Annotated in this window: 21 protein-coding genes; 15 read left to right on the top strand and 6 right to left on the bottom strand. The window is 47.6% G+C overall.

Going from position 1 to position 23,752, the window contains the following annotated elements:
- Positions 1–35: 35 nt before the first annotated feature.
- The 3 genes from EL268_RS18590 to EL268_RS18580 all read left to right on the top strand — a co-directional run bounded on the left by EL268_RS18590 (position 36) and on the right by EL268_RS18580 (position 3,985).
- Positions 36–629, top strand: a complete 594-nt coding sequence (locus EL268_RS18590; RefSeq protein WP_106652785.1) for a TetR/AcrR family transcriptional regulator — start codon at positions 36–38, stop codon at positions 627–629.
- 43 nt (positions 630–672) lie between these two features.
- Positions 673–1,833, top strand: a complete 1,161-nt coding sequence (locus EL268_RS18585; protein ID WP_232029933.1) for a DUF418 domain-containing protein — start codon at positions 673–675, stop codon at positions 1,831–1,833.
- Between the two features lie 109 nt (positions 1,834–1,942).
- A complete protein-coding gene (locus EL268_RS18580; RefSeq protein WP_106652786.1) occupies positions 1,943–3,985 on the top strand; it encodes a molybdopterin-containing oxidoreductase family protein in 2,043 nt (680 codons plus the stop codon).
- A 124-nt stretch (positions 3,986–4,109) separates the two neighbouring features.
- On the opposite strand, the gene EL268_RS18575 is transcribed toward EL268_RS18580, so the two are convergent.
- Together EL268_RS18575 and EL268_RS18570 are read right to left on the bottom strand one after the other, a co-directional pair.
- Positions 4,110–4,868, bottom strand: coding sequence for an alpha/beta fold hydrolase (locus tag EL268_RS18575; RefSeq protein WP_106652787.1), 759 nt, complete (start codon positions 4,866–4,868; stop codon positions 4,110–4,112).
- 160 nt (positions 4,869–5,028) lie between these two features.
- Positions 5,029–6,210, bottom strand: coding sequence for a NupC/NupG family nucleoside CNT transporter (locus tag EL268_RS18570; protein WP_106652788.1), 1,182 nt, complete (start codon positions 6,208–6,210; stop codon positions 5,029–5,031).
- Positions 6,211–6,417: 207 nt separating this feature from the next.
- Here EL268_RS18570 and EL268_RS18565 point away from each other — a divergent pair, with 207 nt between their 5' ends.
- Positions 6,418–6,954, top strand: a complete 537-nt coding sequence (locus EL268_RS18565; protein ID WP_106652789.1) for a DL-endopeptidase inhibitor IseA family protein — start codon at positions 6,418–6,420, stop codon at positions 6,952–6,954.
- Between the two features lie 56 nt (positions 6,955–7,010).
- Here the strand turns inward: EL268_RS18565 and asnB are convergent, their stop codons facing one another.
- The gene (gene asnB, locus EL268_RS18560) at positions 7,011–8,858 is read right to left on the bottom strand and encodes an asparagine synthase (glutamine-hydrolyzing) (protein ID WP_106652790.1); all 1,848 of its coding nucleotides are present in this window, start codon (positions 8,856–8,858) and stop codon (positions 7,011–7,013) included.
- A 131-nt stretch (positions 8,859–8,989) separates the two neighbouring features.
- On the opposite strand from asnB, the gene EL268_RS18555 reads away from it, so the two are divergent.
- The 9 genes from EL268_RS18555 to EL268_RS18515 all read left to right on the top strand — a co-directional run bounded on the left by EL268_RS18555 (position 8,990) and on the right by EL268_RS18515 (position 18,389).
- A complete protein-coding gene (locus tag EL268_RS18555; RefSeq protein ID WP_106652791.1) occupies positions 8,990–10,741 on the top strand; it encodes a LytS/YhcK type 5TM receptor domain-containing protein in 1,752 nt (583 codons plus the stop codon).
- Positions 10,741–11,469, top strand: coding sequence for a LytR/AlgR family response regulator transcription factor (locus EL268_RS18550; protein WP_106652792.1), 729 nt, complete (start codon positions 10,741–10,743; stop codon positions 11,467–11,469). Before EL268_RS18555 ends, EL268_RS18550 begins: the two co-directional genes overlap by 1 nt.
- A 150-nt stretch (positions 11,470–11,619) precedes the next feature.
- Positions 11,620–11,967, top strand: a complete 348-nt coding sequence (locus tag EL268_RS18545; protein WP_106652793.1) for a DUF485 domain-containing protein — start codon at positions 11,620–11,622, stop codon at positions 11,965–11,967.
- Entirely contained in the window at positions 11,967–13,493 is a 1,527-nt protein-coding gene (locus tag EL268_RS18540; protein WP_106652794.1) for a solute symporter family protein, read from the top strand. The genes EL268_RS18545 and EL268_RS18540 overlap by 1 nt, the downstream gene beginning before the upstream one ends.
- An 89-nt stretch (positions 13,494–13,582) precedes the next feature.
- Positions 13,583–15,145 (top strand): solute symporter family protein, encoded by a 1,563-nt coding sequence (locus EL268_RS18535; protein ID WP_373863410.1) that lies wholly within the window; start codon positions 13,583–13,585, stop codon positions 15,143–15,145.
- Positions 15,146–15,192: 47 nt separating this feature from the next.
- Positions 15,193–15,504, top strand: coding sequence for a hypothetical protein (locus tag EL268_RS18530; RefSeq protein ID WP_106652796.1), 312 nt, complete (start codon positions 15,193–15,195; stop codon positions 15,502–15,504).
- A gap of 337 nt (positions 15,505–15,841) precedes the next feature.
- Complete coding sequence (locus EL268_RS33420; protein WP_232030619.1) at positions 15,842–16,177, top strand: DUF6363 domain-containing protein; 336 nt, start codon at positions 15,842–15,844, stop codon at positions 16,175–16,177.
- Positions 16,178–16,297: 120 nt separating this feature from the next.
- Positions 16,298–17,359 carry an HD-GYP domain-containing protein gene (locus EL268_RS18520; protein WP_106652797.1) on the top strand — a complete coding sequence of 354 codons (1,062 nt, stop codon included), beginning with the start codon at positions 16,298–16,300 and terminating at the stop codon, positions 17,357–17,359.
- Between the two features lie 163 nt (positions 17,360–17,522).
- Positions 17,523–18,389, top strand: a complete 867-nt coding sequence (locus EL268_RS18515) for a universal stress protein (protein WP_106653143.1) — start codon at positions 17,523–17,525, stop codon at positions 18,387–18,389.
- A 57-nt stretch (positions 18,390–18,446) separates the two neighbouring features.
- On the opposite strand, the gene EL268_RS18510 is transcribed toward EL268_RS18515, so the two are convergent.
- Together EL268_RS18510 and EL268_RS18505 are read right to left on the bottom strand one after the other, a co-directional pair.
- A complete protein-coding gene (locus EL268_RS18510; RefSeq protein WP_106652798.1) occupies positions 18,447–19,694 on the bottom strand; it encodes an MFS transporter in 1,248 nt (415 codons plus the stop codon).
- 63 nt (positions 19,695–19,757) lie between these two features.
- Positions 19,758–20,351: a TetR/AcrR family transcriptional regulator gene (locus tag EL268_RS18505; protein ID WP_106652799.1), complete on the bottom strand. Its 594-nt coding sequence runs from the start codon at positions 20,349–20,351 to the stop codon at positions 19,758–19,760.
- 139 nt (positions 20,352–20,490) lie between these two features.
- On the opposite strand from EL268_RS18505, the gene EL268_RS18500 reads away from it, so the two are divergent.
- Together EL268_RS18500 and EL268_RS18495 are read left to right on the top strand one after the other, a co-directional pair.
- Positions 20,491–21,333, top strand: a complete 843-nt coding sequence (locus EL268_RS18500) for a deoxyribonuclease IV (protein ID WP_106652800.1) — start codon at positions 20,491–20,493, stop codon at positions 21,331–21,333.
- A gap of 51 nt (positions 21,334–21,384) precedes the next feature.
- Positions 21,385–21,786, top strand: a complete 402-nt coding sequence (locus tag EL268_RS18495; RefSeq protein WP_017247868.1) for a hypothetical protein — start codon at positions 21,385–21,387, stop codon at positions 21,784–21,786.
- Positions 21,787–22,178: 392 nt separating this feature from the next.
- On the opposite strand, the gene EL268_RS18485 is transcribed toward EL268_RS18495, so the two are convergent.
- Positions 22,179–23,600, bottom strand: coding sequence for a sigma-54 interaction domain-containing protein (locus tag EL268_RS18485; RefSeq protein ID WP_106652802.1), 1,422 nt, complete (start codon positions 23,598–23,600; stop codon positions 22,179–22,181).
- Positions 23,601–23,752: the final 152 nt, after the last annotated feature.

Here is a 23,752-nt window from a genome sequence, read left to right as displayed (position 1 = left end):
TCGACCAAAAACTATCCATCAGGAGTGGAATAGCAATGACTGATTCTTTTATTGCCGAGGCTAGAAGAGAGCAAATTGTTCTTGCTTGTATTGATACATTGGAAGAGGTTGGCTATCACAATTTAAGCTTAACGAAGGTAGCAAAAAAAGCCAGGATTAGCACAGGGCTTATTTCTTATCATTTTCGTGACAAGCTTGATCTTATGAATCATACCTTACTGTTTTTGATAGCGAAGCAACTTGATTTTATTCGTGGGAACGTTGTGTTATCACATTCTGCAACGAAACAACTGGAAGCTTTTATAGAGGCACATCTGACTTATCAAGAAACCCATTATAAACATACAATTGCCTTGATTGAGATTGTTTTTAATGCTCGGAATGAAAATGGGGTGCCATATTACAGAATGGAAGACGAACCTGAAGAGGACGGACTTAGAAAGATGGTAGTGGATATTCTCAAGGAAGGCCAACAGAATGGGGAATTTACTCCATCCTTTCAAACAGAAATAGTAGCATCCTTTATTATCGGGGCGATCGAAGAAAGAATGCTTAAGCCGAATTCATCTATACCCATGGAGCAATACGCCGTTGAGCTCGTAAAAATGGTGATGAAGCTCATTGTCTAACGATACCGTTGAACTTTTGGCAACAAACAAAGGAGTGGATCGTATGTCCGTTTTACTTCATATGATAACGGCGGAGACAAAAAAACGTGCCGTTTCATTAGATCTGGCCAGAGGCGCTATGTTACTACTTATTGCACTCGCACATGCCCCGCTGTATCTGTACGCTTTGGAACCCGGGATCGTTCACAGAATGGAAAGTCAGAATTTCTTTGATCAAGTTGTCAATCTTTTTGGCATGTTCATCATTGATAACAGAGCAAGAGCGATGTTTGCCGTTTTATTCGGTTATGGTTTGGTACTGGCTTTTAATAGTCAAATGGCGAAAGGAAAAAGAGAAAAAGATGCTGTAAAGGCGGTCCGGAGGCGTTCCTGGTATTTGATAGTATTTGGAGCAGTTTTAGTGGTGATCATTGGCGGTCAAGATATTTTAATGGCCTATGGGGTAGCTGGTCTTCTCGTCAGTTGGCTGTTAACACGTGAAATAAAGACGCTGATCCGAACCTTTATTGTTATCACGGTATTCTATATCATCGCAAATCCGATAATGTGGGGCTTCACGATGGAATCCATCGGAGATTATGGGTTTCCTCCAGAGGTGTTAGCTACAGACACCTATCTTAGCACACTGCTACTTAGTTTGACTTATTTCCCGTTTATTCCTATTTTTATTCATGGCATGTTCCCGATTCTTCCTTCCGTTTTGCTGGGAATGTGGATTGCCAACTATCAATTATTAACCAAGCCGGAGCAACAGATACGAACGCTTACTTTCATAACAACTATCGGCTTAGCTGTTTCTATACTAGGAGCATTGCCTTTAACCTTTATAGGGAACATATGGAACCCGAGTTTTTTTCTCGCTGGTTTCGTGTACGGATTCCACATTTTAACCGGAATTGCTGGAGGATTAGCTTATGCGGCTTTCTTTGGAATCATCGGGGCAAGACTAAAAAAAGTAGGGCCTTTTCTCCATTCGTTCATGGCTTTAGGAAGGCGTTCCTTAACATTCTATGTATGGAATGAGGCAATGCTGGTTTTATTGTTTTCACCAGTAGCACTTGATTTAGGAGGACATGTTAGTAACGGAATGGCTACTTTGATTGCCGTTGGTATTTGGGGTGTGTCTCTCCTATTGGCCACACTTTTAGAAAAGCATAATCTGAACGGACCATTAGAAATCGTAATGAGACGATTGGTATTATAAAAAGAAAATTCATTAACTTCTCATTCACGCAGGGGTAGTGCCTTCTTTTTTCAATCGATTATAATAGCGTATAAAAGCCAGTTATGGTTAGGAGAAAGAGGGGAACTCCATGACTTATACCACGCAGGAAAACGGTGTTTTTCCAGCAGTCTGTTCACTTGACTGCCCGGACCAATGTGGATTGCTCCTTCATAAAAAAGAGGGGAAAATCATCAAAATTGAAGGGGACCCCAACCATCCGGTGACGAAGGGAAATATTTGCAACAAAGTCCGAAACATGACAGAACGCATTTACGATCCCAAGCGACTCACGCATCCGCTGAAACGCACTGGCAAAAAAGGAAGCGGGGAATTTGTCCGAATCAGTTGGGAGGAAGCGATTGCGACCATTACCGAACGCTGGCGTGCCTTAATCGACTCAGACGGTCCCGAGAGCATTTTGCCTTACAGCTTTTACGGAAACATGGGGCGGATCAATGTCGAAGGGATGGATCGCCGTTTTTTCCATCGTATGGGGGCCAGTCAACTTGACCGGACGATTTGCAACAGTGCAGGGGCTGTAGGGTACAGCTACACGATGGGCGGAGCCTTTGGAACAGATCCGGAAGACACCGTTCATTCCAAGCTGTTCATCATGTGGGGGATCAATACGGTTAGCACCAACATGCATCAAGTGGTGTTTGCAGAACAGGCTCGAAAAAACGGGGCGAAGATCATCGTGATTGATGTCCATAAAAATCAGACAGGTCGATGGGCTGATTGGTTTATCCCGATTTTACCCGGAACAGATACGGCTTTGGCTTTGGGCATCATGCATGTGCTTTTTGCAGAAAACTTGGTGGATTCAGCCTTTATGGAAAAGTATACGGTCGGACATGAAGAGCTCAGGGAGCATGTACGTACCTACGATCCTGCTACCGTATCAGCCATAACGGGTGTCCCTGTCGACGATATTTACAAATTGGCGAGAATGTATGGCACCACTTCCCCGTCCTTTATTCGCATCGGAAACGGCATTCAGCATCACGACAATGGTGGAATGTGTGTAAGAACGATTGCTTGTCTTCCGGCCCTGACAGGGCAGTGGCTCGTCAAAGGTGGCGGGGCCAATAAAGGGAATAAAGGCTTTCTGGAGCACAACAAGCTTGCCGTGCAGCGACCAGATTTGCTGGCCAATAAACAGACGAGAGTCATCAACATGAATGAACTTGGAAAAGCGTTGCTCGATACAGAACCGCCGGTGAAGTCGCTATTCGTCTATACGAGCAATCCAGCCATTGTCGCACCGGAAGGAAACAAAGTACGGCAAGGCTTGGCGAGAGAGGACCTGTTCACGGTCGTGCATGACTTGTTTTTGACAGAGACGGCTCTCTATGCCGATATCGTTTTGCCAGCGACGTCTTCTTATGAAAATACGGATTTTTACACGTCGTATTGGCATCATTACATTCAGCTTCAGCAACCGGTGATCGCCCCATTTGGAGAGAGCAAATCCAACACGGAGGTTTTCCGCTTGCTGGCTGCTGCGATGGGATATGACGAACCTGTTTTTCAAGACAGTGATGCAGAGATGGTAAGACAGGCGTTGGAGGGACACGGCAATCCTCATCTGGAAGGAATCACGTATGAAACTTTGGTCGAAAAACAATATGCCAAAGCAAATAGGGAACCTTTCTTTTTGGAACACCTTCCAACCCCAAGTGGCAAAATTGAGCTTTACTCGCAAGCAATGGCAAAACGAGGGTTGCCCCCATTACCGACGTACACGCCATTGGTGAATGATGGGGATTTCCCGTATTTATTTGTCCCGGGGCCCAATCACAATTATTTGAACTCCACGTTCTCGAATAATGAGAAGCATAAGAAAATGGAGAAAATACCTCGTTTGCATATGAATGTGGCAGATGCGTCTGCATCAGGCATAAGTGACGGAGATACGGTCCGCATATGGAATAAGCGGGGAGAATGCGAGCTGGTTGTATCGATAGGAGAAAATGTTTTACCGGGAGTGGTGGTCAGTCAAGGCTTGTGGGCTGATGCTCCTCACTCAAAGCATTATGTAAATGCGCTGACCCCGGATCGCATCGCGGACATGGGGGGAGGAGCTACCTTTTTTTCCGGACGTGTCGATGTGGAGAAGGTCATACGATAAAATATCAGCGAGTGTCTCGATTGTAGCCGGACACTCGCTGGTTACTTTTATTACCCGAAAGGATAGGAAGGGTTATTGTGAGGGAGTTGTCCAATGATCATAGTTGCTGTAGAACCAATTCACCTTAATTATTCTGAGCTTTACACGAAAGCAGCATGTCCTTAATGATATCTACGACAACATCTGGCTGATCAATATGAATGGCATGTCCAGCATTTTCAACGATGATATGTTTGCTGCGGGTTGATAATTTCGTAAGCTCTTTATGTAAGTGGACCCAAGCAGCCATAGATTCAGGATTATGATGAGATTGTAATGTACCCGATACGACAATGAGTGGCTTGTTGCCAAGTGATTTAGAATTTCGAGCTTGTTCAAAGCTTTCTTCCATCTCTTGAATAGAACCTTCAAGAACAAACTGACTATAGTACGCTGCCTGAATTTCTTCAGAGAACAATGGAACCATGACTTTATTTTGATCTTCATGACATGGATCTAATAAAATCACTCCGGCAACCTCTTCTGGGAATGTACTTGCATATAGTCGGACATTCAATCCCCCAAAAGAGTGCCCGACCAAAACGTAAGGGGGGGACACGTTTGCTTTTTGAAGCAAGCTTCTAAGATTCTCGATGATTTGCTGACTATGACGAGGTCTTTCATCACTTTCACTTTCCCCTATACCTGCTCGGTCATAAATGAACATCCTAGTATGCTTTGAAATGTCACCGCCAATCGAACTCCAGTAGTTCAATGTACACCCATAACCAGAATCAAAAACCACCGTCGGAAAATCACTTATTTCACCAAAATATTTAAAACATAGTCTAACTCCACCGATGTCGAGCTTTTGACTCGTTTCATTTATTCCAATGTCACTCATTTTATCTCCTCCATATATTTTTTCATTCGGTTCATTTCCACAAACTATGCAATCATCCTTTTTTTTCAAGTTGGATTGGGTGAACCATAAGAAATTAGGAGCTTTGCATACAAAAAAGTGTCCCTACTGCACATGGCAGTGGGACACTTTCTTATGTCACTTACAGGACGAAGCTGACGACGACACCAGACAAAAGACTAACCAGCGTGGCACCGAACAGCAGCTTCAACCCAAAGCGAGCGACCACATTGGATTGTTTCTCATTCAGACCTTTCACCGCACCAGCGATGATGCCGATAGAGGAGAAGTTCGCGAACGAAACGAGGAAGACAGAGAGAATTCCTACTGTACGTGGGCTTAGTTCAGATACGACTTTGCCCAGCTCGATCATCGCCACAAACTCGTTCGTTACGAGCTTCGTCGCCATGATACTGCCAGCCGTCATCGCCTCCGCAAAAGGAATGCCCATCAAGATGGCAAAAGGAGCGAAGACGAAGCCGAGCATTTCTTGGAACGTCCAGCCGAAAATCATGCCGAACAAGCTGTTCACAGCTGCGATCAAGGCAACAAAACCGAGCAGCATTGCGCCCACGACTACGGCAACCTTGAAGCCGTCCATGATGTACTCGACGAGCATTTCGAAAAAGGACTGCTTCTCATTGCTTTGAATCTCCAGTAAATCTTCTTCTTCGTTCACTGTATAAGGGTTGATGATGGAAGCGATAATAAAGCCGCCAAACAGATTCAGGAACAGTGCTGTGACGACGTATTTTGGCTCAATCATCGTCATGTATGCACCGACAATCGACATCGAAACAGTCGACATGGCTGACGCGCATAGCGTATACAGACGGTGCTCTGGCAACGAACCGAGCTGTTTTTTCACAGTGATGAAGACTTCATTTTGGCCGACAATAGCGGAAGCGACAGCGTTGTAAGACTCCAGCTTACCCATGCCGTTAATTTTGCTTAGGACAAAGCCAATTGCTTTCATCACAATTGGCAAAATCTTGAAGTGACGCAAAATACCGATCAGGACGGAAATGAAGACGATGGGGAGCAATACTCCAAGGAAAAAGGACATTTGTCCGTCGTTTGCCAGATTGCCAAAAACGAAATTGATCCCTTCCGCAGCAAAGGCAAGAAGTTTTTCAAACGATTTGGAAATGGCTGAAACGAATATAAACCCAAACTTGGTATGCAAAAGAAGAAAGGCAAGCAAAAATTGCAGAGCAATCATGACGAAGATCGGTTTGTATTTGACCTTTTTACGTCCATTGCTCCCTAACAATGCTAACCCGATCACGATGAGTAAGCCAACGATGGGAATGATGTAATTCATTACAACCTCCGAGAAATTTAATAATGCTAAACTTGACAGGCAAAAAAACGCACTTCCCGACAAGAGAAGTGAAAGCGGTTTATATTCTATCATCTCGATAATATGATTGCAATTTATATGTATGTTCAGAATTCTTATCCATTACGCTTGGAAAGCTGAAATCGGGCGTACTAGCATAAGCCCACCACCATACGGTTTATGGAGGAGGTGAAATCCTTGGATGAGTTGCAGAGGCTCAAGCAGTTAATCACTTCAGCAGAGCATGTCTGGACTCAGATCGCGAATTCGCCGAGAGGAAAGCCTGTGTATACCGTAAACGGTGTGGATTACACGCCATTGCCCGAAAAATACAACACCAAACGAAAAATCTCCCGTATTTTCCGTCGGTATTGGGGAAAGCAATTGACGGAAGTGATGATTCGGAATCTCCATTTACGGATGCTAAAAGGTAAGCTCTGTGTTCCTTATCGTGATATCCCACCTTTTCCTGCAACCGTGCTGTCGTTGCAGATAAAAGTGAATCTGCCGGATCATCGGACCGTGGCTGCGATACTGAGCGGGGGAGGGAAAAAAACACGAGTCGACTACCGTTTGATCCGAGTAGGCGCAACCAAAACGTTCACGATCATGAAACGCTCAGGCGAGCAGTTTGATCTGAGATATCAATCTCTTCCCACCATTCCCCTCAACCCGAAGGCACAACCCGTACGTAGAACCAAGAAACGGAAAAAGACCAGAAAGTAACGAAAAGCTCCTCAATTCCCCCGAAACATAAGGGGCGAGGAGCTTTTGATATTTCGTTAGACACGAATGGAAACACGGTATTCCCGCAGCCAATAATCCAGCTGGCCGAGATAGGCGAACAACTGGGGTGTACTCATGAGCTGACCGAAAAACGGAATGCTCGAAGCCTGTGCATCTGACTCGGCAATTTTTCGAATCGTTGGAACATCTACCAGTTGAAGCAGTGGAGAGGAAGGGTCGTTTAAAATATCCAGCAGCCAAGAGCGAACGGCTTCCGTATAGGCGGGATTATGTGTTTTCGGGTACGGGCTTTTCTTGCGATACAGAACCTCATCCGGCAAGATTCCTTCCATAGCTTTTCGCAAAATTCCTTTTTCCCGATTCCCGTGCGTCTTCATATCCCATGGGATGTTCCAGACGTATTCCACGATGCGGTGGTCACAGAACGGGACGCGCGCTTCCAGACTGGCCGCCATACTCATTCGGTCCTTGCGATCCAACAGCGTGTTCATGAACCACGTTATATTCAAATAAAACATTTCCCGTCGGCGAGCTTCAAGTGGATCTTCGCCTGGAAGATGTGGGACTTCATCGAGAGATTCCTCATACCGCATGGCAACGTATTCCTCGGGTTTGACCCATTCGCGAAGATCAGGGGATAGCCAGGAGGCACGCTCTTTCGTAGCTCTCGACCAAGGGAACGTTCCGGCATTCAGCAGTTCCTCGCGATGAAACCACGGATACCCGCCAAATACTTCATCTGCGCATTCTCCAGAGAGGACGACGGTCGTCTCTTTTTTTATTTCGCGGCAAAACAGGTAAAGGGATGCATCCACATCAGCCATCCCCGGCAAGTCGCGGGCGAGTGTCGCTGTTTTCAGGGATGCAATCAAATCGTCTGTGTCGAACTCAATCGTGTGGTGCTGGGTTCCGAGAAATTTTGTAACAAGTTGCACATAAGGTTCATCCTCATTCGGTTGAAAAGCACTCGCCTTGAAATGCTTTCGGTTGTCGACGTAATCGATGGAGTAGCTGTGCAGGGTTCCACGGCCTGTTTTTTGAAAATGATCTGCCGCTACGGCTGTTATAATGCTCGAGTCTAACCCGCCTGACAATAGGGTCGAAACGGGAACATCCGCAACCAATTGGCGTTCAATCGAATCCGTGACTAACTCTCTGACACGTTCTGCAGTTGTCTCTAGGTCATCCGTATGTGGGTGGCTTTCGAGCTGCCAGTAGCGTTTTTGCTTGACGCTATCACGCGTCACCAACAGATAGGAGCCGGGCCGAACCTCGTGTACGTTATGAAAAACACCATGGCCAGGCGTGCGAGCGGGACTGATCCCGAAAACCTCCGCCAAGCCTTCACGAGAGAGCTCTGGTTTGACTTCGGGGTGAGCGAGCAAGGCTTTTAGCTCGGAGGCCAGCAGAAAAGAACTGCCTCTTTGCGCATAAAACAGCGGCTTAACCCCCATACGGTCACGACCAACAAACAATCTTTGTTCGCGTTCGTCCCAGATCGCAAAAGCAAAGATGCCGTTTAACTTTGACAGACAATCTGGCCCCCACTCCAAATACGTGTGCAAAAGCACCTCCGTATCCGAGTGAGATTGAAAGGTATGTCCGCAGGCCAGCAGTTCTGCTCGCAAATCCTCGGTATTATACAATTCACCATTGTAGATCATGGTGCAGGCATGTTCGTTTTTGAGAGCCGACATAGGCTGCTGTCCACCAGCAGGGTCTACGACCACAAGGCGGCGATGACCGAGGGCCGCGCGCGGAGTCAGCCAAAAGCCTTCTGCATCAGGGCCTCGATCCTTGAGGCATTGGGTCATTTTTTGCAGCACATTACGTTCACCAGATAAGTCCTTTTCCCAATCAATCCATCCTACAATTCCACACATGGTATGATCACCCTTCTCCTGAAGCATTGCACACACAGCGTATGCAATCAGCCTAGCGAGGTTGTCTGTCCAGCAGGGAATTGAGGGCAATATGCGGAATTTATAGAAGATTTAAACTAAGGGAGGCTGCGGTGGACAATCTCACGTTATTGCTCATTGAAAGAATGGGCATTCTTTTGACGCTGGCATTTATTTTGACAAGAACACCGTTGTTTCGCCAGCTTTTAGACCGCGAATTGCACGTAGGGACGTCAATCGCATTTTCCGTGATGTTCGGGTTGTTTGGGATTGCAGGTACATATGCAGGCGTGGTCGTGCAAGGGGAGAGCTATCTTCCTGCGTTTTGGATTTTTCGTTTGTCGAATGACGAAATTATCGCCAATTCTACGTTGGTAGGGGTCGTTATTGGAGGTTTGCTCGGAGGGCCTCTCGTTGGCCTGGGGGCAGGTGTCATTGCTGGGCTTCATGTCTTCCAATTGGGAGGATTCGCCGCAGCATCGATGGGCTTGTCGATCCCGATCACGGGGTTGCTGGCAGGATACGTAGCGCGTTTTTTCTCACAGGAGCGGGTTATTTCTCCGTCCAAAGCCATGTTCATCGGCATGTTCGCGCCCATTATTCAGATGTCGCTTTTATTGATCATGGCAGCTCCGCCCGAGCTGGCGCGAACCATGGTCAACGTGATTGGGATTCCCATGGTGCTGACGAACAGTGTTTCGATTGCCATTTTTACGACGATGATACGGGTTGCCTTGCAAGAGGCAGAACGTTCGGCAGCCATTGAGGCGGAGCGTTCCTTTACGATAGCGGAAAGAATTTTGCCTCACCTGAAAAGGGGGCTTACACCGCAAACGGCTCAGTCAGCAGCCCTCGTCTTGCAAAAAGAAACGAAAGCAGCAGCTGTCGCGGTAACCGATCGAGAACGGCTTCTTGCGCACGTGGGAGTGGGGGCAGATCATCATCATCCGGGAGAAGCGCTCCATAGTGAGCTCGATAAGCGGGCCCTGTATAGCGGTGGAATCGACAAGGGATTGACGCGAGAGAGCATCGGGTGCAAGCGCAAAAGTTGTAGCCTGCATGCAGCGATTCTCGTGCCGATTAAAGAAGGGGACAGCGTCGTCGGTCTGATCAAACTCTATTATCGGAGGCCGCAACAAATAGGAAAAGTACAGGAAGCACTAGCAAAAGGACTTGGCAACCTGATCTCCAATCAATTGACCCTATCGCTCACGGAGCAAATGAAAGGGTTAATGAAGGATGCAGAGTTGCGAATGCTGCAGGCACAGATTCATCCTCACTTTTTGTTCAACACGTTGAATTCCATTGTGACCTTGATACGAATTGATCCGCAGCTAGCCCGGCATATGACCATTCAGCTTGGCGTGTTCATGCGATTCAACCTGAAGCTCACAGCGAGTCCGCTTGTCACCGTGAGACAGGAGTTGGATCACCTGCATGCTTATTTGGAAATTATCAAAATCAGATTTTCCGAGCAATTCGTCGTTCGCACCAGCATTGATACGGGTGTTGAGGAAGCCCTTATTCCTCCTGGCACGTTGCAGCCGTTATTTGAGAATTGCATTCAGCATGGTGTTCGCGACATCACGAACGGCGGTGAGATCGTCCTCCATGTGAAACGAGAGAATCTGCACGTTGTTTTTCAAATCGAAGATAATGGCCAAGGCTTTCCCGACAACTTGCTGCCAGTTCTGGGAAAGGTGCCTATGGAGAGTAAGGAGGGCAACGGAATTGGCATTCATAATGTCAACCAACGTCTGATCAGCTTGTGCGGACAAGATGCCCAACTTCATTTTGCCAATAAAGAAGAAGGCGGCAGTTCGATTACCTTTACCATTCCCATTACAAAAGAGGTGAGTGCCTGATGCCGATACGCGTCATGATTGCAGAAGACGAGCGACTAGCACGCGAAGAACTGAGCTATTTACTGCTACAAGAAGGAGACGTAGAACTGCTGCCCTATGCCACCAATGGACGAGAGCTGTTGGAAATGGTCGATGTGCACGAACCGGATGTCGTCTTCCTGGATATGAAAATGCCTGAACTGGAAGGAGCGCAGGCAGCGAGAATGCTCGCATCACGCAAACAGCATCCCCTCATCGTGTTTTGTACCGCGTATGAGGAATTTGCCATCGATGCGTTTAAGCTGTACGCCGTCGATTATTTGTTGAAGCCTGTGGAGCCAAAGCGGCTGGTAGAAACGATGCAACGGATACGCGAACGTCTGGTCAAGCCGAAAGCAGAGCCTGTCCAGACAAAACGAACCAAGCTGTTGGTAGAAGACAATAGCAGATTAGTGGTCATTGACCCAACGACGATTGTCTATGCGGTGCGGGAGGAACGATATGTGCAAATCGTCACCCAAACGGCTACCTATTCGACGCGGATGACCCTGACACAACTGGCGGATAAGCTTTTCGCATACGACTTTTTCCGTACCCACAAAAGCTATTTGGTCAATCTTCAATTCGTGAGCGAGCTCGAACCATGGTTCAACGGTGCCTACAACCTGATTTTGAAGGGAGAAGGAAGACCGCGTATTCCCGTATCTCGGACCTCCGCCAAGGATTTGCTCAAACGTCTCGAGGAGTAAGCCCGGTGATCCATCGTTTGCAGATCGAGGTTAAAAATCTGCCACTGACACACTCTCCCCGACATCTTACGCAGAAAAATACACGGATAGAAAAGGATTTTCTACAATATAGGAAGCGCTTACATTTTTGTAGATGAGGGGGAGGTTCCCATGGGCAAATCCGCTTCGGCAAAAAAAGCCGAGGATCAGAAAAAGGATGCTGTTGATTATGCAAAAGTGATTCAGTCAGCCACTTTCAAAGAGCTTTTGAAAAGAAAAAAAGCGTTTATTTTGCCATCTTCTATTTTTTTCTTCATTTTTTACTTTACCCTTCCGATTTTAACCTCCTACTTCACCGTACTGAATCAACCAGCGTTTGGAGCCATTTCGTGGGCGTGGGTATTTGCCTTTGCTCAGTTCGTCATGACATGGGGTCTCTGTATCCTGTACACCAGGCGGGCAGAGCAGTTTGATCAACTTGTTGAGAAAATCAAACAAGAGGCAGGTGGGAGGGGCTAATGAACGTTACTGCATTTTTACTCTTTCTCGTCATTGTATTGTTGACACTTGTCATTACCTTTTACGCTTCGAAAAAGACGAACACGACCAGTGAGTTTTACACCGCTGGTGGAGGCCTGACGGGTTGGCAAAACGGCCTCGCGATTGCGGGAGATTACATGTCGGCAGCTTCCTTCCTGGGGATTGCCGGGATGATTGCGCTGAGCGGGTTTGATGGCTTCTTCTACAGTATCGGCTTTCTTGTCGCGTATCTCGTTGTACTCTACTTGGTGGCAGAACCTTTGCGTAATTTAGGAAAATACACGATGGCAGATATGATAGCCGCGCGTTTTGACAATAAAAAGGTGCGTGGTGTCGCCGCTCTCAATTCGATTGCCATCTCGATTTTTTACATGATCGCGCAATTGGTCGGAGCAGGGGCCTTGATCAAGCTGCTATTGGGGCTGGACTACACGACCTCCGTATTGATCGTAGGGGCATTGATGACAATCTACGTCGTCTTTGGCGGGATGACGGCAACCTCGTGGGTGCAGATCGTCAAAGCGGTTTTGTTGATGGTCGGTACATTCATCATCTCCATGATGGTTTTTGCCAAATTCGATTTTAATCTCTTGAAAATGTTCGAGCAAATGAAGACAGCGACACCATTGGGAGAGCAATTCCTCAATCCTGGCAACAAGTTTAAAGTAGGGCTTGATACCATTTCGCTGAATCTCGCGCTTGTGCTCGGAACAGCGGGATTGCCGCATATTTTGATTCGTTTCTTCACCGTAAAAGATGCCACGACTGCTCGCAAATCGGTTGTGTATGCGACATGGATCATTGGCGCCTTCTATGTCATGACGATCTTCCTCGGCTTCGGGGCGGCAGCGTTTGTAGGAGCGGGGAATATGGACCCAGCAGGCAACATGGGAGCTCCACTGCTTGCCCAAGCACTAGGCGGTAACTTCTTGTTCGCTTTTGTATCTGCGGTTGCCTTCGCTACCATTCTCGCGGTAGTGGCTGGGCTGGTGTTGACAGCGGCTTCTGCCTTTGCGCACGACTTTTACGGACACGTATTGCGACAAGGAAAAGCAACTGAAAATGAGCAAATGAAGATGGCCAAATGGGCGTCTGTCGGTGTCTCGGTTGTCTCCATCTTGCTCGCCTTGTTTGCGCAAAATCTGAACGTGGCTTTCCTTGTTGCGCTGGCTTTCGCAGTAGCGGCGAGTGCAAATCTACCAGTGATTTTGTTCACGATCTTCTGGAAAAGGTTCAATACAGCAGGAGCAATCACCGGGATGCTTGTCGGTCTGTTCAGCTCTCTCATTCTGGTTGCGATGAGTCCGAACGTTTGGAATCCGGTAGCTGGAAAAGCCATTTTGGTCGGCGAAGCGCTGTTCCCGTTGCCGAATCCGGGCATTGTCTCGATCCCGTTAGGGTTTTTGGCAGCATGGATCGGAACCTTGTTGTCCAGCTCCCGTGATGATAAGAAGTATGAGGAAATTTTGGTGAAAGCGAATACAGGAATGAAAGATTCAGCGTAGAAACAGTAAATGTAGGAAGCTCATGCCACGAAGAGAAGGCTGGGGTTAACCCCTGGTCTTTTTTTCATTTTTGCAAGAAGGGAGAGGTATTGTCCGTGACGACGATCATCTTTTTCCTTGCCGTCATTATCGGAACGATGGCCATCACTTATTCGGCTGCCAAACAGACGGGTACGACGAAAGACTTTTATGCAGCAGGCAATCGCTTGAACGGGTTACAAAATGGCATTGCCATTGCAGGCGATTACATGAGTGCTGCCTCGTTTTTAGGGATTGCGGGAACGATTGCGATGTACGGCTTTGACGGGTTCGTGTATGCGATTGGCTTTTTTGTCTCTTATCTGATTATTTTGTTTTTAGTTGCGGAGCCGTTGCATAATTTGGGGCGCTATACGTTGGCAGACGCGATTGCCGTCCGATTTGACAGCCTTTGGCTGCGTGGCGTTGTTGCCTGTACGACGCTATTAATTACGATTTTTTACATGCTGGCGCAATTAGTTGGGGCAGGTGCCCTCATTCATTATTTATTGGGAGTGCGTTACGATACGGCGGTCCTGATTGTCGGGAGCCTGATGACATTTTACGTCGTGTTCGGCGGGATGGTGGCGACCTCCTGGGTTCAGATTATTAAAGCGATTTTGCTCCTGACAGGGACATTGATCTTAAGCCTGATCGTGTTTGCTCGTTTTGATTGGAGCTTCTCCGAAATGTTTTCCCATGTGAGTACGATTACACCTCTTCAGGAACAGTTCTTGCAGCCGGGAAATCAACTTCATGATCCGCTGGAAACGATTTCCCTGCATTTGGCTTTGATTCTTGGTACAGCCGGACTCCCCCATATTATCTCCCGGTTATTCACAGTCAAGGACGCAAAGACGACTCGTAATTCGATTTACACCGCTACGTGGGTCATCGGTGCCTTTTATTTGATGACGATTTTTCTCGGCTTCGGGGCGAGTACGTTTGTAGGCTACGAGGCATTGAAAAATGTGGGCTTCGGGGGGAATCTGACCGTCACGCTCTTGGCAGATGCTCTCGGTGGAGAGTTTTTGATGGCGTATATTGCTGCTGTCGCCTTCGCGACGATATTGGCTGTCGTGACAGGTCTCGTGCTCTCCGCCTCTTCTGCGTTCGCGCATGATGTCTACAGTCATCTGATCAGACGAGGGGTGGCTTCGGAAAAAGAACAGGTCACCATGGCAAAGCTTTCGTCAGTTGCGGTGGGCGTGATCTCCATTGGGCTGGCGATCGGTGCAGAAAAAATGAACGTGGCGATTCTCGTTGCGCTGACGTTTGCGGTAGCAGCATCATCCAATTTGCCACTACTGTTGTTTACGTTGTATTGGAAGCGGTTTACCGTCCGAGGAGCGATTTGTGGCGTCCTGACAGGGTTAACGGCATCTGTAGTCCTTGTCATTTTAGGACCGACTGTTATGCATCCCCTAACCGGTCTTATTCGTGCGGAGCCACTCTTTCCACTGACGAATCCTGGGTTGGTCTCTATACCACTCGGCTTTTTAGGGGCAGTGCTCGGAACACTACTGGATCGGCCTGATCCGGATGCCGAGATGAAGTACCAACGCGTACTGTTTCAGGCGTTGACGGGAATCCGAGTTCCGCCTGCGAAGAAAACGGAACAAGAATCTGCATAAAGCCTCGTCGCGTGCCCCACTCTAGGAGTAGAAGGAGGAGAGGGCAATTGGGTACGACTAAAGAGTCAGACGCTTTATCACATGACCAGCCAGATGTTTATGAGCGTGCAAGGCTGGCACTGGATGATCTGATTGGAGAGCTATGTGAAGCACTGGAAGAGGAAGATACCGAATCCTATAAGCGAAAAGGCTATGAGATGATCGGAAGCTACTTTCGTGAGCCGGTTAATACCGGGGAATTAACCTTGATCTATGCAGCGGTCCTAGCAGATATCCTCTATAAGCTGGAGTTGACACAGCAAGAGGAAAACGTAACGATGGTCCGTGATCAGTACAGCATGATGAAAAAAGACGATTGAGTGGCGACCCCGTTGAGGGTCGTTTTTTGATTGGCGCGATCCTGCTTTGCATGATTCAGTGGGATACCATTCATACTACGGATAAACGACATCAAAATGGGTGATTGGTATGGAAAAGGTCGGGCTCGTTTTGCAGGGAGGAAGTAGCTCGTCGTCACGACGGATTGCGCGACAGGGGAAGCCGTTTACTTTGCGAAAGACGACTGTGAGGATATTTTTCAAGTGATTCGGGCTTCCTGCAGTCTTCCGTTTCTATCACCCAAGGTTACGATCAACGGACGTAAGCTATGGGATGGAGGCATCGCACATCCGGTACCTTTCATGAAGTCCATCCTAGATGGCAATCAAAAACATATTATTGTGCTTACTTCTTCTTGTCCGCCAGGTGAGTGGATGCGCAAGCTTTCGCGTGTCGAGCGTCTTTTTTCCAGAAGTACGCGCCTGTGCCAAGCATTCTCGTCATTTTCGCATCTATTACGAGGCTATCGAGCAGGTCAAAGAGATGCAGAAGGAAGGCAGAGCGTTTGTCATCGCACCTCCAGTAGGTACCTTTCTAAGAGGTTTTGAACGACAAGAAGAGAAGCTCGAGCATTATTACAGACAAGGCTACCAGAATGCACGTACCCAATTTTCTGGACTTTGTACATGGCTTGGTCTTGGCAGGAACAGCTGAAAATTGAGGAGACATCTGTCCCGCGGATGTTTTTTCGGCAAAAACATGTGAAACAGGTTTTTCCAAAGCGAAGATAGGGAAGAAGCATCAGGGGAGGATGGAATCAGGAGGAAAGACCCCATGAAATATGTGAATGTAGACCTAGTTGAGCCAGGAGACGTTTTGGCTCGAAGCATTTATACAAGTGAGGGCTTGACGCTCTTGCATGCAGGTGTCCAGCTGACTGTCGGAATGATTAATAAATTGCGTCGGTTTGGCGTCACGATGTTAAGCATCAAAGACCCGCTGCTCGATGAAGTGAAAGAGCAGGAGGTCGTCACGGATACCACACGGAAGGACGCAATCCGCAATCTGTCACAAGCGATTTCGTGTGTGCAGTCTGGAAAAAATTTTGATGTCCGCGGCATTCAAAAATCAGTGGGAAGTATCATCGACGAAACCTTGAAAAATCGTCGCGTGCTCTTGAATCTGGGAGAAATTCGCACGACCGACAACGCGATGTACATTCATTCTTTGAATGTGTGCATGATGGCGACAGTAATGGGCGTAGGATTAGGCTATAATACGGCTCAATTAAAAGAGCTCGCCATCGGAGCCCTTTTGCATGACATTGGAAAGCTGTCAGTCGACAAGGAAGCACCAGCCTACAAAAAGAACAGCAAAACCAATCATCATACGTGGCTGGGCTTTGATCTGTTGCGAAAAAAACATGAGATGAGCATTGTCTCCGCACACGTTCCTTTGCAGCATCATGAATGGGTGGATGGCAGTGGGCAGCCACGAGGACTGACTGGCGATGAGATTCATGATTTCGCCAAGATTGTTGCGATTTGTAACTACTATGATAATCTCATCTCGCCTTTTTCAGAGGAAGAAGAGACGTTGCCTGCGTATGAGGCTTGCGAAAAAGTTATGGGACTCGCGGAGAAACGCTTTGATCATAAAATGGTCATTCATTTTTTGCGCTCGATTGCCATGTACCCGACAGGAACCTCTCTGAAGCTCTCGACAGGAGAAATCGGTGTGATCATTGATCAAAATAGAGGCTTGCCTTCGCGTCCAGTCGTTCGGGTCATTCGAAGAGACCAGCAGGCGAATCGGCGGATGGTGGATGATCATGAGATCACGGACATTGATTTGAGTGAAAAGCCTACTATTTTTATCACAGCTGTCATGGACTAGGGCATTGAAAGAATAAGACTCCCTATCAGGGAATATCCCTACCAAGATCAGGGAAAACCCCTACATACACGTAGGGCTCACAGGGCTACAATGGACTCAAGGCAGATGGATACATAGAGCTTTACCACATTTGCCAGATGAAAAAGAGGAAGGACGTGTCATTATGTCCCGTATTCTAGTCCCTGTCGATTTCTCAGCGCAGTCCATTCAGGCGGTCCGCTTTGCGTTGGCCTACGCCAAAAATAAGCATGATATCACATTGCTTCATGCCATTTCGCCGTTCCCTTCACGTAATGTTGTCAGAAGGTTGGGACGAGATGTCGTAGAAGATTATCAATTGGATGAAGCAAGAGAAGACCTGAAAAAATTCCTGTCGATCGTTGAAGAAGCCGGTATCACGTATGAACTGGAGATTGAGTTCGGAGAGCCGCATGAAGTCATTGCGAAGCACGCAGCGAATGACTATGCTGCCATCGTAATGGGAACACATGGCTACGGTCGCATCACAGGCTTCCTGTTGCAGAGCGTCAGCTATCCGACACTCCACGATGTCAAAGTCCCGGTATTCCTCATTGCGGAGGAGACAGATGAGAGCCGCTTCCCTTGGAATAAAGTACTCATTGCAGTAGATGGCTCCGACCATTCGATGGAAGCAGCGAAAAAAGCCATCGAGATGGGTCAACACCTCCCGGATGTATCGTATACGCTCCTGTCCGTTGTCATCCCACCAGTCACATACGCAGGTGTATATGGCGTAGGCTGGGATAACATGAATACACTCGAAGGTTGGGGACGTGAAACGTTAAAACCTTGCGAGGAGATGCTTGAAGCTGCATCGCTTCCTTTTGAAAGCAAGGTCGTGGTTGGAGATCCAGCTACTGTGATCCGCCAGACGGCTGAAGAAATCGATGCTGGACTGGTTGTGCTCGGTCATCATGGCCAAGGTGCAGTTGCAGGCACGCTGCTTGGTAGTGTTACATTTAAAACCATTCATCGTACGAAAACACCACTGCTGATTGTGAAAACATAGCATTTTGCCAGAAAAAGCTGTCCGCTTGGTGGACAGCTTTTTCTTGATTGAGCTCCCTCAAGATAAAGGTTGCGCTTGTTTGTGTTCGAGCAGATGGTTAGCCCCAACTTGTGCAACCTCTGGCGAATCCCACTTGATTCGTGCACATCCCCATGCAGCGAGCAAAATGATTACGGATGCTATCAGAAAAACCGTGATCAACGAAGTTATCTGCATGAGTGGACCTGCCAAAAAAGAACCGACCATCATGAGTCCGATCATGAGCGGTGAAATCGTTCCATTCACCCGTCCGATGAACGCTTCATCAACGAGCTTGATCATGAACGTACTGATCACGATCTGTAAAAATGCCATTCCAATTCCGGTGAAAAAGCGCATCGCTGCGGTTACGTATACCCATACAGAGAGAACTTCTACGGCGACGGAGAGAGCGAAGAAGATTAATCCACCTGTAATAACCCAGCGACCATTCAGGCGATCGAGGTAAATGGAAGCCAAAATGCCGCCTAACAGCATCCCCAATCCGTCTAAAGCAGTAAACCATTGAATGGCTTCTTTGGAGAGTAAAAGACGATCCGTGACGACGAATACCTCTAGCGAATTAATAAACCCCGAGGATAACCCCAAACATGCAAAGGTAATCGCTACTCCGCTCAAGGCAGGTCGCTTTTTTACATAGGAGAAGCCTGCTTTAATCTCAGAAAGGAGAGTTCCGCCTTCTTCTGTTGTACTGGCAGTTGAAGGGGGAAGTGTCAAGAGAATCAGTGCCGAGACGAAGAACAGGCCGGCCATCGTTAACAGGGAAGGGTAGATGCCCCAATGTTCAAAGAAGAAAGTACCGACAATCGGGCCAACCAGTAGAAAAATAGAACCCGTACTTTGTGAAATAGACACAGCTGCTGCAACATGCTCATCAGGAACATGACGCTTCATCATCTTGGCAGACGAAGGCTGGGAGAACTGCGACACGACAGCTGAGATAAATGTCGCAAAGAATACAGCGACCCACATCCCTTGCCAGAGCAAATACACGATAACCAGAACAGAGAGAGCGCTTAACAGGTTCCCGGCTATCATCGTTCGCTTCGGATTCCAGCGATCAGCCAGCGCCCCGCCAATGATTGAAAAAACCAAGATCGGCGCAAGTTCGATAGCAGTCAAGAGCGATACGGCGGTCGGATTGTTGCCGCTCGTCTCCATCACATAGTAGAGCAAGGCCATGTTACGAATCCATATACCGATATTTTCTAATGTATCCGTAATAAAAACGGTGAGAAAAACTTTGTTTCCCCAAAGACCTTTCATAGGTCATTTCACTCCCGAAAAAATTGTACCGAACGTCCGGTCTAATTAAAGGTGAAAAAAATGCTACTTGGCAATAATGCCATGCAGCAAAACGTCAATGCTCCTTTTCAACAGAGCATGAAGACGCTCGTCTTCCATCTGATAACCTACGTTAATGATTCCGTTCATGAGACCTTCCAGTATCATCGCCATTTCTTCGGGATCGCATGGGGCGAATTCGCCTCGGTCGATTCCTTCTTGGAAGAGCGAAGTATAGAGGGTATAGGTGGAGCCGAGCATTTCCAGCACTTGTTCCAAAATGACTGGATCGGCGAGCTGGCTGCCGGAGAACTCTTCGCCTGCTTTTTTTAGAGGGTGGGACAAAAAATCCTCCAAGAAAAAAGCAGCTAAGCCGTACAGTTTATCGATGGATGTCTCGTATTCTTTTTCTTTTTCCTGCCACAGATCTACCCATTCGTTGTACTGCTTTTCAAGCAAATGCAGGAACAACTGCTCTTTGTTTTTGAAGTGGTAATAGAGGCTGCCCTTACTCGCTCCAGTTGCTTGGCAAATGTCCTCAATGGAAGTGGCTGAATAGCCTTTCTGAGAAAATAACTCGGTGGCTTTCTCTACGATATGTTGTTTGGTTTTCTCCCCATCGAGACGACGCTTTGACATTTGATAAATGCTCCTTCTTCTAGACTGAACGTTCGGTTTAGTTTTAGTTTATTCGATCTGACAGAGAAGCGCAAGTGTTCGATTGAGAAGAAGGGACAGAGGGAAAAATAATAGGAAGCGAGTGAGGGGAGTGAATACCTTGCAAATCGGTTGTCATGTCAGTATTCGTCATGGGTACGAGGAGGCGGCGAGAACTGCATACAAAGAAGGCGCGTTATCCTTTCAATTTTTCCCGAAAAACCCGCGAAGCTTAGGTGTTAAGCAATTCGATGCCCGGGATGCAGAGCGGTGTCGCGCTTTTTGTCAGCAAAACGGCATGCTGTCGATCGCTCATACGCCATACCCGGTGAATCTTTGCGTCGAGGAGCAGGAGCTATTCGCCGTCACAGTGGGCTCCGTACGAAATGACCTTGAAATTGCCGAAGCTTGTGGAGCGTTGGGCGTGGTCGTTCATTTTGGCCAGTATAAAGGTGATGATGTACTTACTGGTTACAAAATCATGATCCAGATGGTCAATCAAATATTGGATGACTGGAATGGAAAAGCCCAGCTGTTAATCGAAAACAATGCCGGACAAGGCAACCGCATGGGCACGACACTCGAAGAGCTTACGCAGGTTCGACAATTATTTGCGGAGCCACAGAAGGTAGGCTTTTGCCTGGATACGTGTCATGCATTTGCCAGCGGATTGTGGAAAGGGAATGATTGGGGGGAAGTAGCCGATCGGATGCGAGAGCTCGATTATTTTACGAGCTTGCGTGCCGTTCATCTGAACGATTCCGTTTATCCGAGTGGTTCCTTTCGAGACCGGCATGCCTCCATCGGAAAAGGGATGATCGGTGATGCATCCATTGCCGCTTTTTTGCAAACACCTGAATTGCAAGGACTTCCCATCGTTCTGGAAACGGCGAGAGGCTCAGAAGGGGGACATAGCGAAGAGATCAAACATGTTCGTCTGCTTCGAGACAATTGGCAGGGCTGACCATGTTGTGGTAGAGTGTGAAATGATGTGTTCAACACGGGAGGGGTACCTATGAAAAAGCGTATTAAGGTGACAATTGCGGATTTTACTCATCTTACAGAAAACTTGAATAACCCGGAGGAGCTCGCTCTGTACGAAGCGGCGAACGGAAATACATACGATGCTGAAATCGAGCATGATGGATATGCGATTGTGGATGTGACAGACGAGGATTACATCGAGCTGGCTCCGGGGGAATATCAGCTGATGATCGAGGAGTGGACAAACGCCGGACAAATCGGCGAATGGACACTGCAAACCATGTCTGACCCAGCAGATGACAAGGCTTTGCTGTATCGCACAGTGGACAAGGCTGGAACGGAAATACAAGCACCGCAATCATTGCCGAAGCAAGTAGTCGAGCTGGTTGCAAATACGTGGTTTGGCAAAAAAGCGAAGAAGATTGAGGAATAATTCAAGAACGAAAAGGAGCGCTGCGAGGTAGCGCTCCTTTTTTATGCCATTAAGAAATATATACGGATGATAAGCTGTAGCATTGGGCATTGTGAAGTTTTTCCCTCAGTTAATACTGACGAGGATCTTACGTTTAAAAGGTAACGATGAACCGCCAAAGCTGGTGAGAAGAAAAAGCGCAGGACTCGTAGACCTTGACAACGCCTACCCAGTCGGAACTTCAAAAAGGGGACCACGCTTGTCGAACACTTCTTCCCTGAGAAGCATCCGCCCGTAGGGTGGCTTTGGCTCGACGGTCCCCTTTTTGAAGTGGAGACGGACAGCCAATCCCCCTTGCGGGCGTGTCAGAGTCGAAGAGAACTGCGCTTTTTCTTCTCCTCCACTATGCTGACTCACTCGTCCTCAGATTCCAGCTGAATCCCATACTTTTTAATCCGCCGCATAAGCAGGGACTGGGTTATGCCGAGGGACGCTGCTGTTTTGCGAGTCGTTTTATGCGTGCGCAATGCTTGCAAAATAAATTCCATCTCGATTTTCTCCATCCGCTCTGTAAGAGAAAGAGAACCAAGTGAGAGAATACCGTCCTCCAGCTCACGAATACTCCGCAGCTCTTCTGGCAAATCACTGACTTGGATTTCATCCAGCTTCGACGTGATGACAATCCTCTCTACCAAATTTTCCAACTCCCGCACATTCCCAGGCCACTCGTATTGATGCAAAACATCCAGCGCTTCCGGGGAAAAACGTCGTTTCTGGTTATGCTTGCTATTGAATCGTTGTAGATTGTGGTGCAGTAACGGGAAAATATCGTCCTTTCTCTCCCGTAATGGCGGAACATTGATTGGCAAAATATTAAGGCGATAGTACAGGTCGTGTCTGAATTTGCCCAACCGTACGAGTTCCTGGAGGTTGGCATTGGTTGCCGTTATGATGCGGATGTCAGCTGTATATGTTTTCGTGCCGCCGATCGGCATAAACGTTTTGTTTTGCAGGAGCAGCAATAATTTCGATTGCAAGTGATAGGGAAGCTCGCTGATTTCATCCAAGAAAAGCGTCCCTTTGTCCGCCATCTTCACTAATCCGATTTTCCCCGAGTGACTCGCCCCCGTAAATGCCCCTTTGTGGTAGCCGAACAGCTCTGACTCGATCAAGGTTTCGGGAATGGCGCTACAGTTGACGTGGACGAACGGCCCGCTGCTTCGTTCGCTCAACTGGTGGATTTGCTCCGCAAGATAGCTTTTTCCTACGCCTGTTTCACCTGTAATAAACACGGTCGTGTCGACAGGGGCTGCTTTTTTCATTAACTCCAGCAGGGCGAGATAGGAACGGCTGTTGCCAATCAAGGTTTGGGAGGAGCTCTGGCTCGCTTCCCACTTCATGAGCTGGATTTCTTCGCTGTACCGCTTTAGCAAAGCGACAGTCTCTTCCAGTTGCGAACTGGCACGGGCTGCCTCCGTGATATCTCGTGAGTGGGAAACGATCAGCTCTGGTCTCCCATCCTCATCCGGGATGATATGTCCGGTCACCAGAAATTTCCCCTTCTTATTGACGAGCTGAATGGTTGTGGTCGGTTTTCCTGTTTCCAAAACCAAGCGGGTGACAGAAGGACTGAAAATCCCCATTTCTTCGAGGTCGGATACGTTTTGTCCGATGAGTTCGGCTTTTGGTAGACCACACAGGTTTTCACTGGCATTGTTTAACCATAAAGTAGTTCCCTGCGCATCAGCAATGAATATGCCATCTGCAAGTGTGTTCAGGATGTCAATAAAACGATCAACAGAAGACAGTGCTAGTATCTCCGCAGCTTTTTCCATGTTGAGTAGCTCCCCGGTTTTTCAACTGATTGTACAAGATCAAATTGATCGTTGTATAGTGAATCGAAATTAAAAATAGTTGAGTCGAAATAGACTCAAGCAAAAAGTTAGACTTTTCCTACTTTTCGATTCAAATGTGAGTCTACTTCGAC

It is taken from the genome of Brevibacillus brevis, assembly GCF_900637055.1.
Classification (GTDB): Bacteria; Bacillota; Bacilli; order Brevibacillales; family Brevibacillaceae; genus Brevibacillus; species Brevibacillus brevis.
This window is presented reverse-complemented; position numbering and strand designations above follow the sequence as displayed.

What these genes read in the sequence shown, in the direction of transcription:
- EL268_RS18515 (WP_106653143.1), top strand. Translation starts at nt 17,523, where the DNA reads ATGTCCCGTATTCTAGTCCCTGTCGATTTCTCAGCGCAGTCCATTCAG.
- EL268_RS18580 (WP_106652786.1), top strand. Translation starts at nt 1,943, where the DNA reads ATGACTTATACCACGCAGGAAAACGGTGTTTTTCCAGCAGTCTGTTCA.
- EL268_RS18585 (WP_232029933.1), top strand. Translation starts at nt 673, where the DNA reads ATGTCCGTTTTACTTCATATGATAACGGCGGAGACAAAAAAACGTGCC.
- EL268_RS33420 (WP_232030619.1), top strand. Translation starts at nt 15,842, where the DNA reads ATGGCAATCAAAAACATATTATTGTGCTTACTTCTTCTTGTCCGCCAG.
- EL268_RS18505 (WP_106652799.1), bottom strand. Translation starts at nt 20,351, where the DNA reads ATGTCAAAGCGTCGTCTCGATGGGGAGAAAACCAAACAACATATCGTA.
- EL268_RS18545 (WP_106652793.1), top strand. Translation starts at nt 11,620, where the DNA reads ATGGGCAAATCCGCTTCGGCAAAAAAAGCCGAGGATCAGAAAAAGGAT.
- EL268_RS18495 (WP_017247868.1), top strand. Translation starts at nt 21,385, where the DNA reads ATGAAAAAGCGTATTAAGGTGACAATTGCGGATTTTACTCATCTTACA.
- EL268_RS18590 (WP_106652785.1), top strand. Translation starts at nt 36, where the DNA reads ATGACTGATTCTTTTATTGCCGAGGCTAGAAGAGAGCAAATTGTTCTT.
- EL268_RS18510 (WP_106652798.1), bottom strand. Translation starts at nt 19,694, where the DNA reads ATGAAAGGTCTTTGGGGAAACAAAGTTTTTCTCACCGTTTTTATTACG.
- EL268_RS18540 (WP_106652794.1), top strand. Translation starts at nt 11,967, where the DNA reads ATGAACGTTACTGCATTTTTACTCTTTCTCGTCATTGTATTGTTGACA.
- asnB (WP_106652790.1), bottom strand. Translation starts at nt 8,858, where the DNA reads ATGTGTGGAATTGTAGGATGGATTGATTGGGAAAAGGACTTATCTGGT.
- EL268_RS18550 (WP_106652792.1), top strand. Translation starts at nt 10,741, where the DNA reads ATGCCGATACGCGTCATGATTGCAGAAGACGAGCGACTAGCACGCGAA.
- EL268_RS18520 (WP_106652797.1), top strand. Translation starts at nt 16,298, where the DNA reads ATGAAATATGTGAATGTAGACCTAGTTGAGCCAGGAGACGTTTTGGCT.
- EL268_RS18570 (WP_106652788.1), bottom strand. Translation starts at nt 6,210, where the DNA reads ATGAATTACATCATTCCCATCGTTGGCTTACTCATCGTGATCGGGTTA.
- EL268_RS18575 (WP_106652787.1), bottom strand. Translation starts at nt 4,868, where the DNA reads ATGAGTGACATTGGAATAAATGAAACGAGTCAAAAGCTCGACATCGGT.
- EL268_RS18485 (WP_106652802.1), bottom strand. Translation starts at nt 23,600, where the DNA reads ATGGAAAAAGCTGCGGAGATACTAGCACTGTCTTCTGTTGATCGTTTT.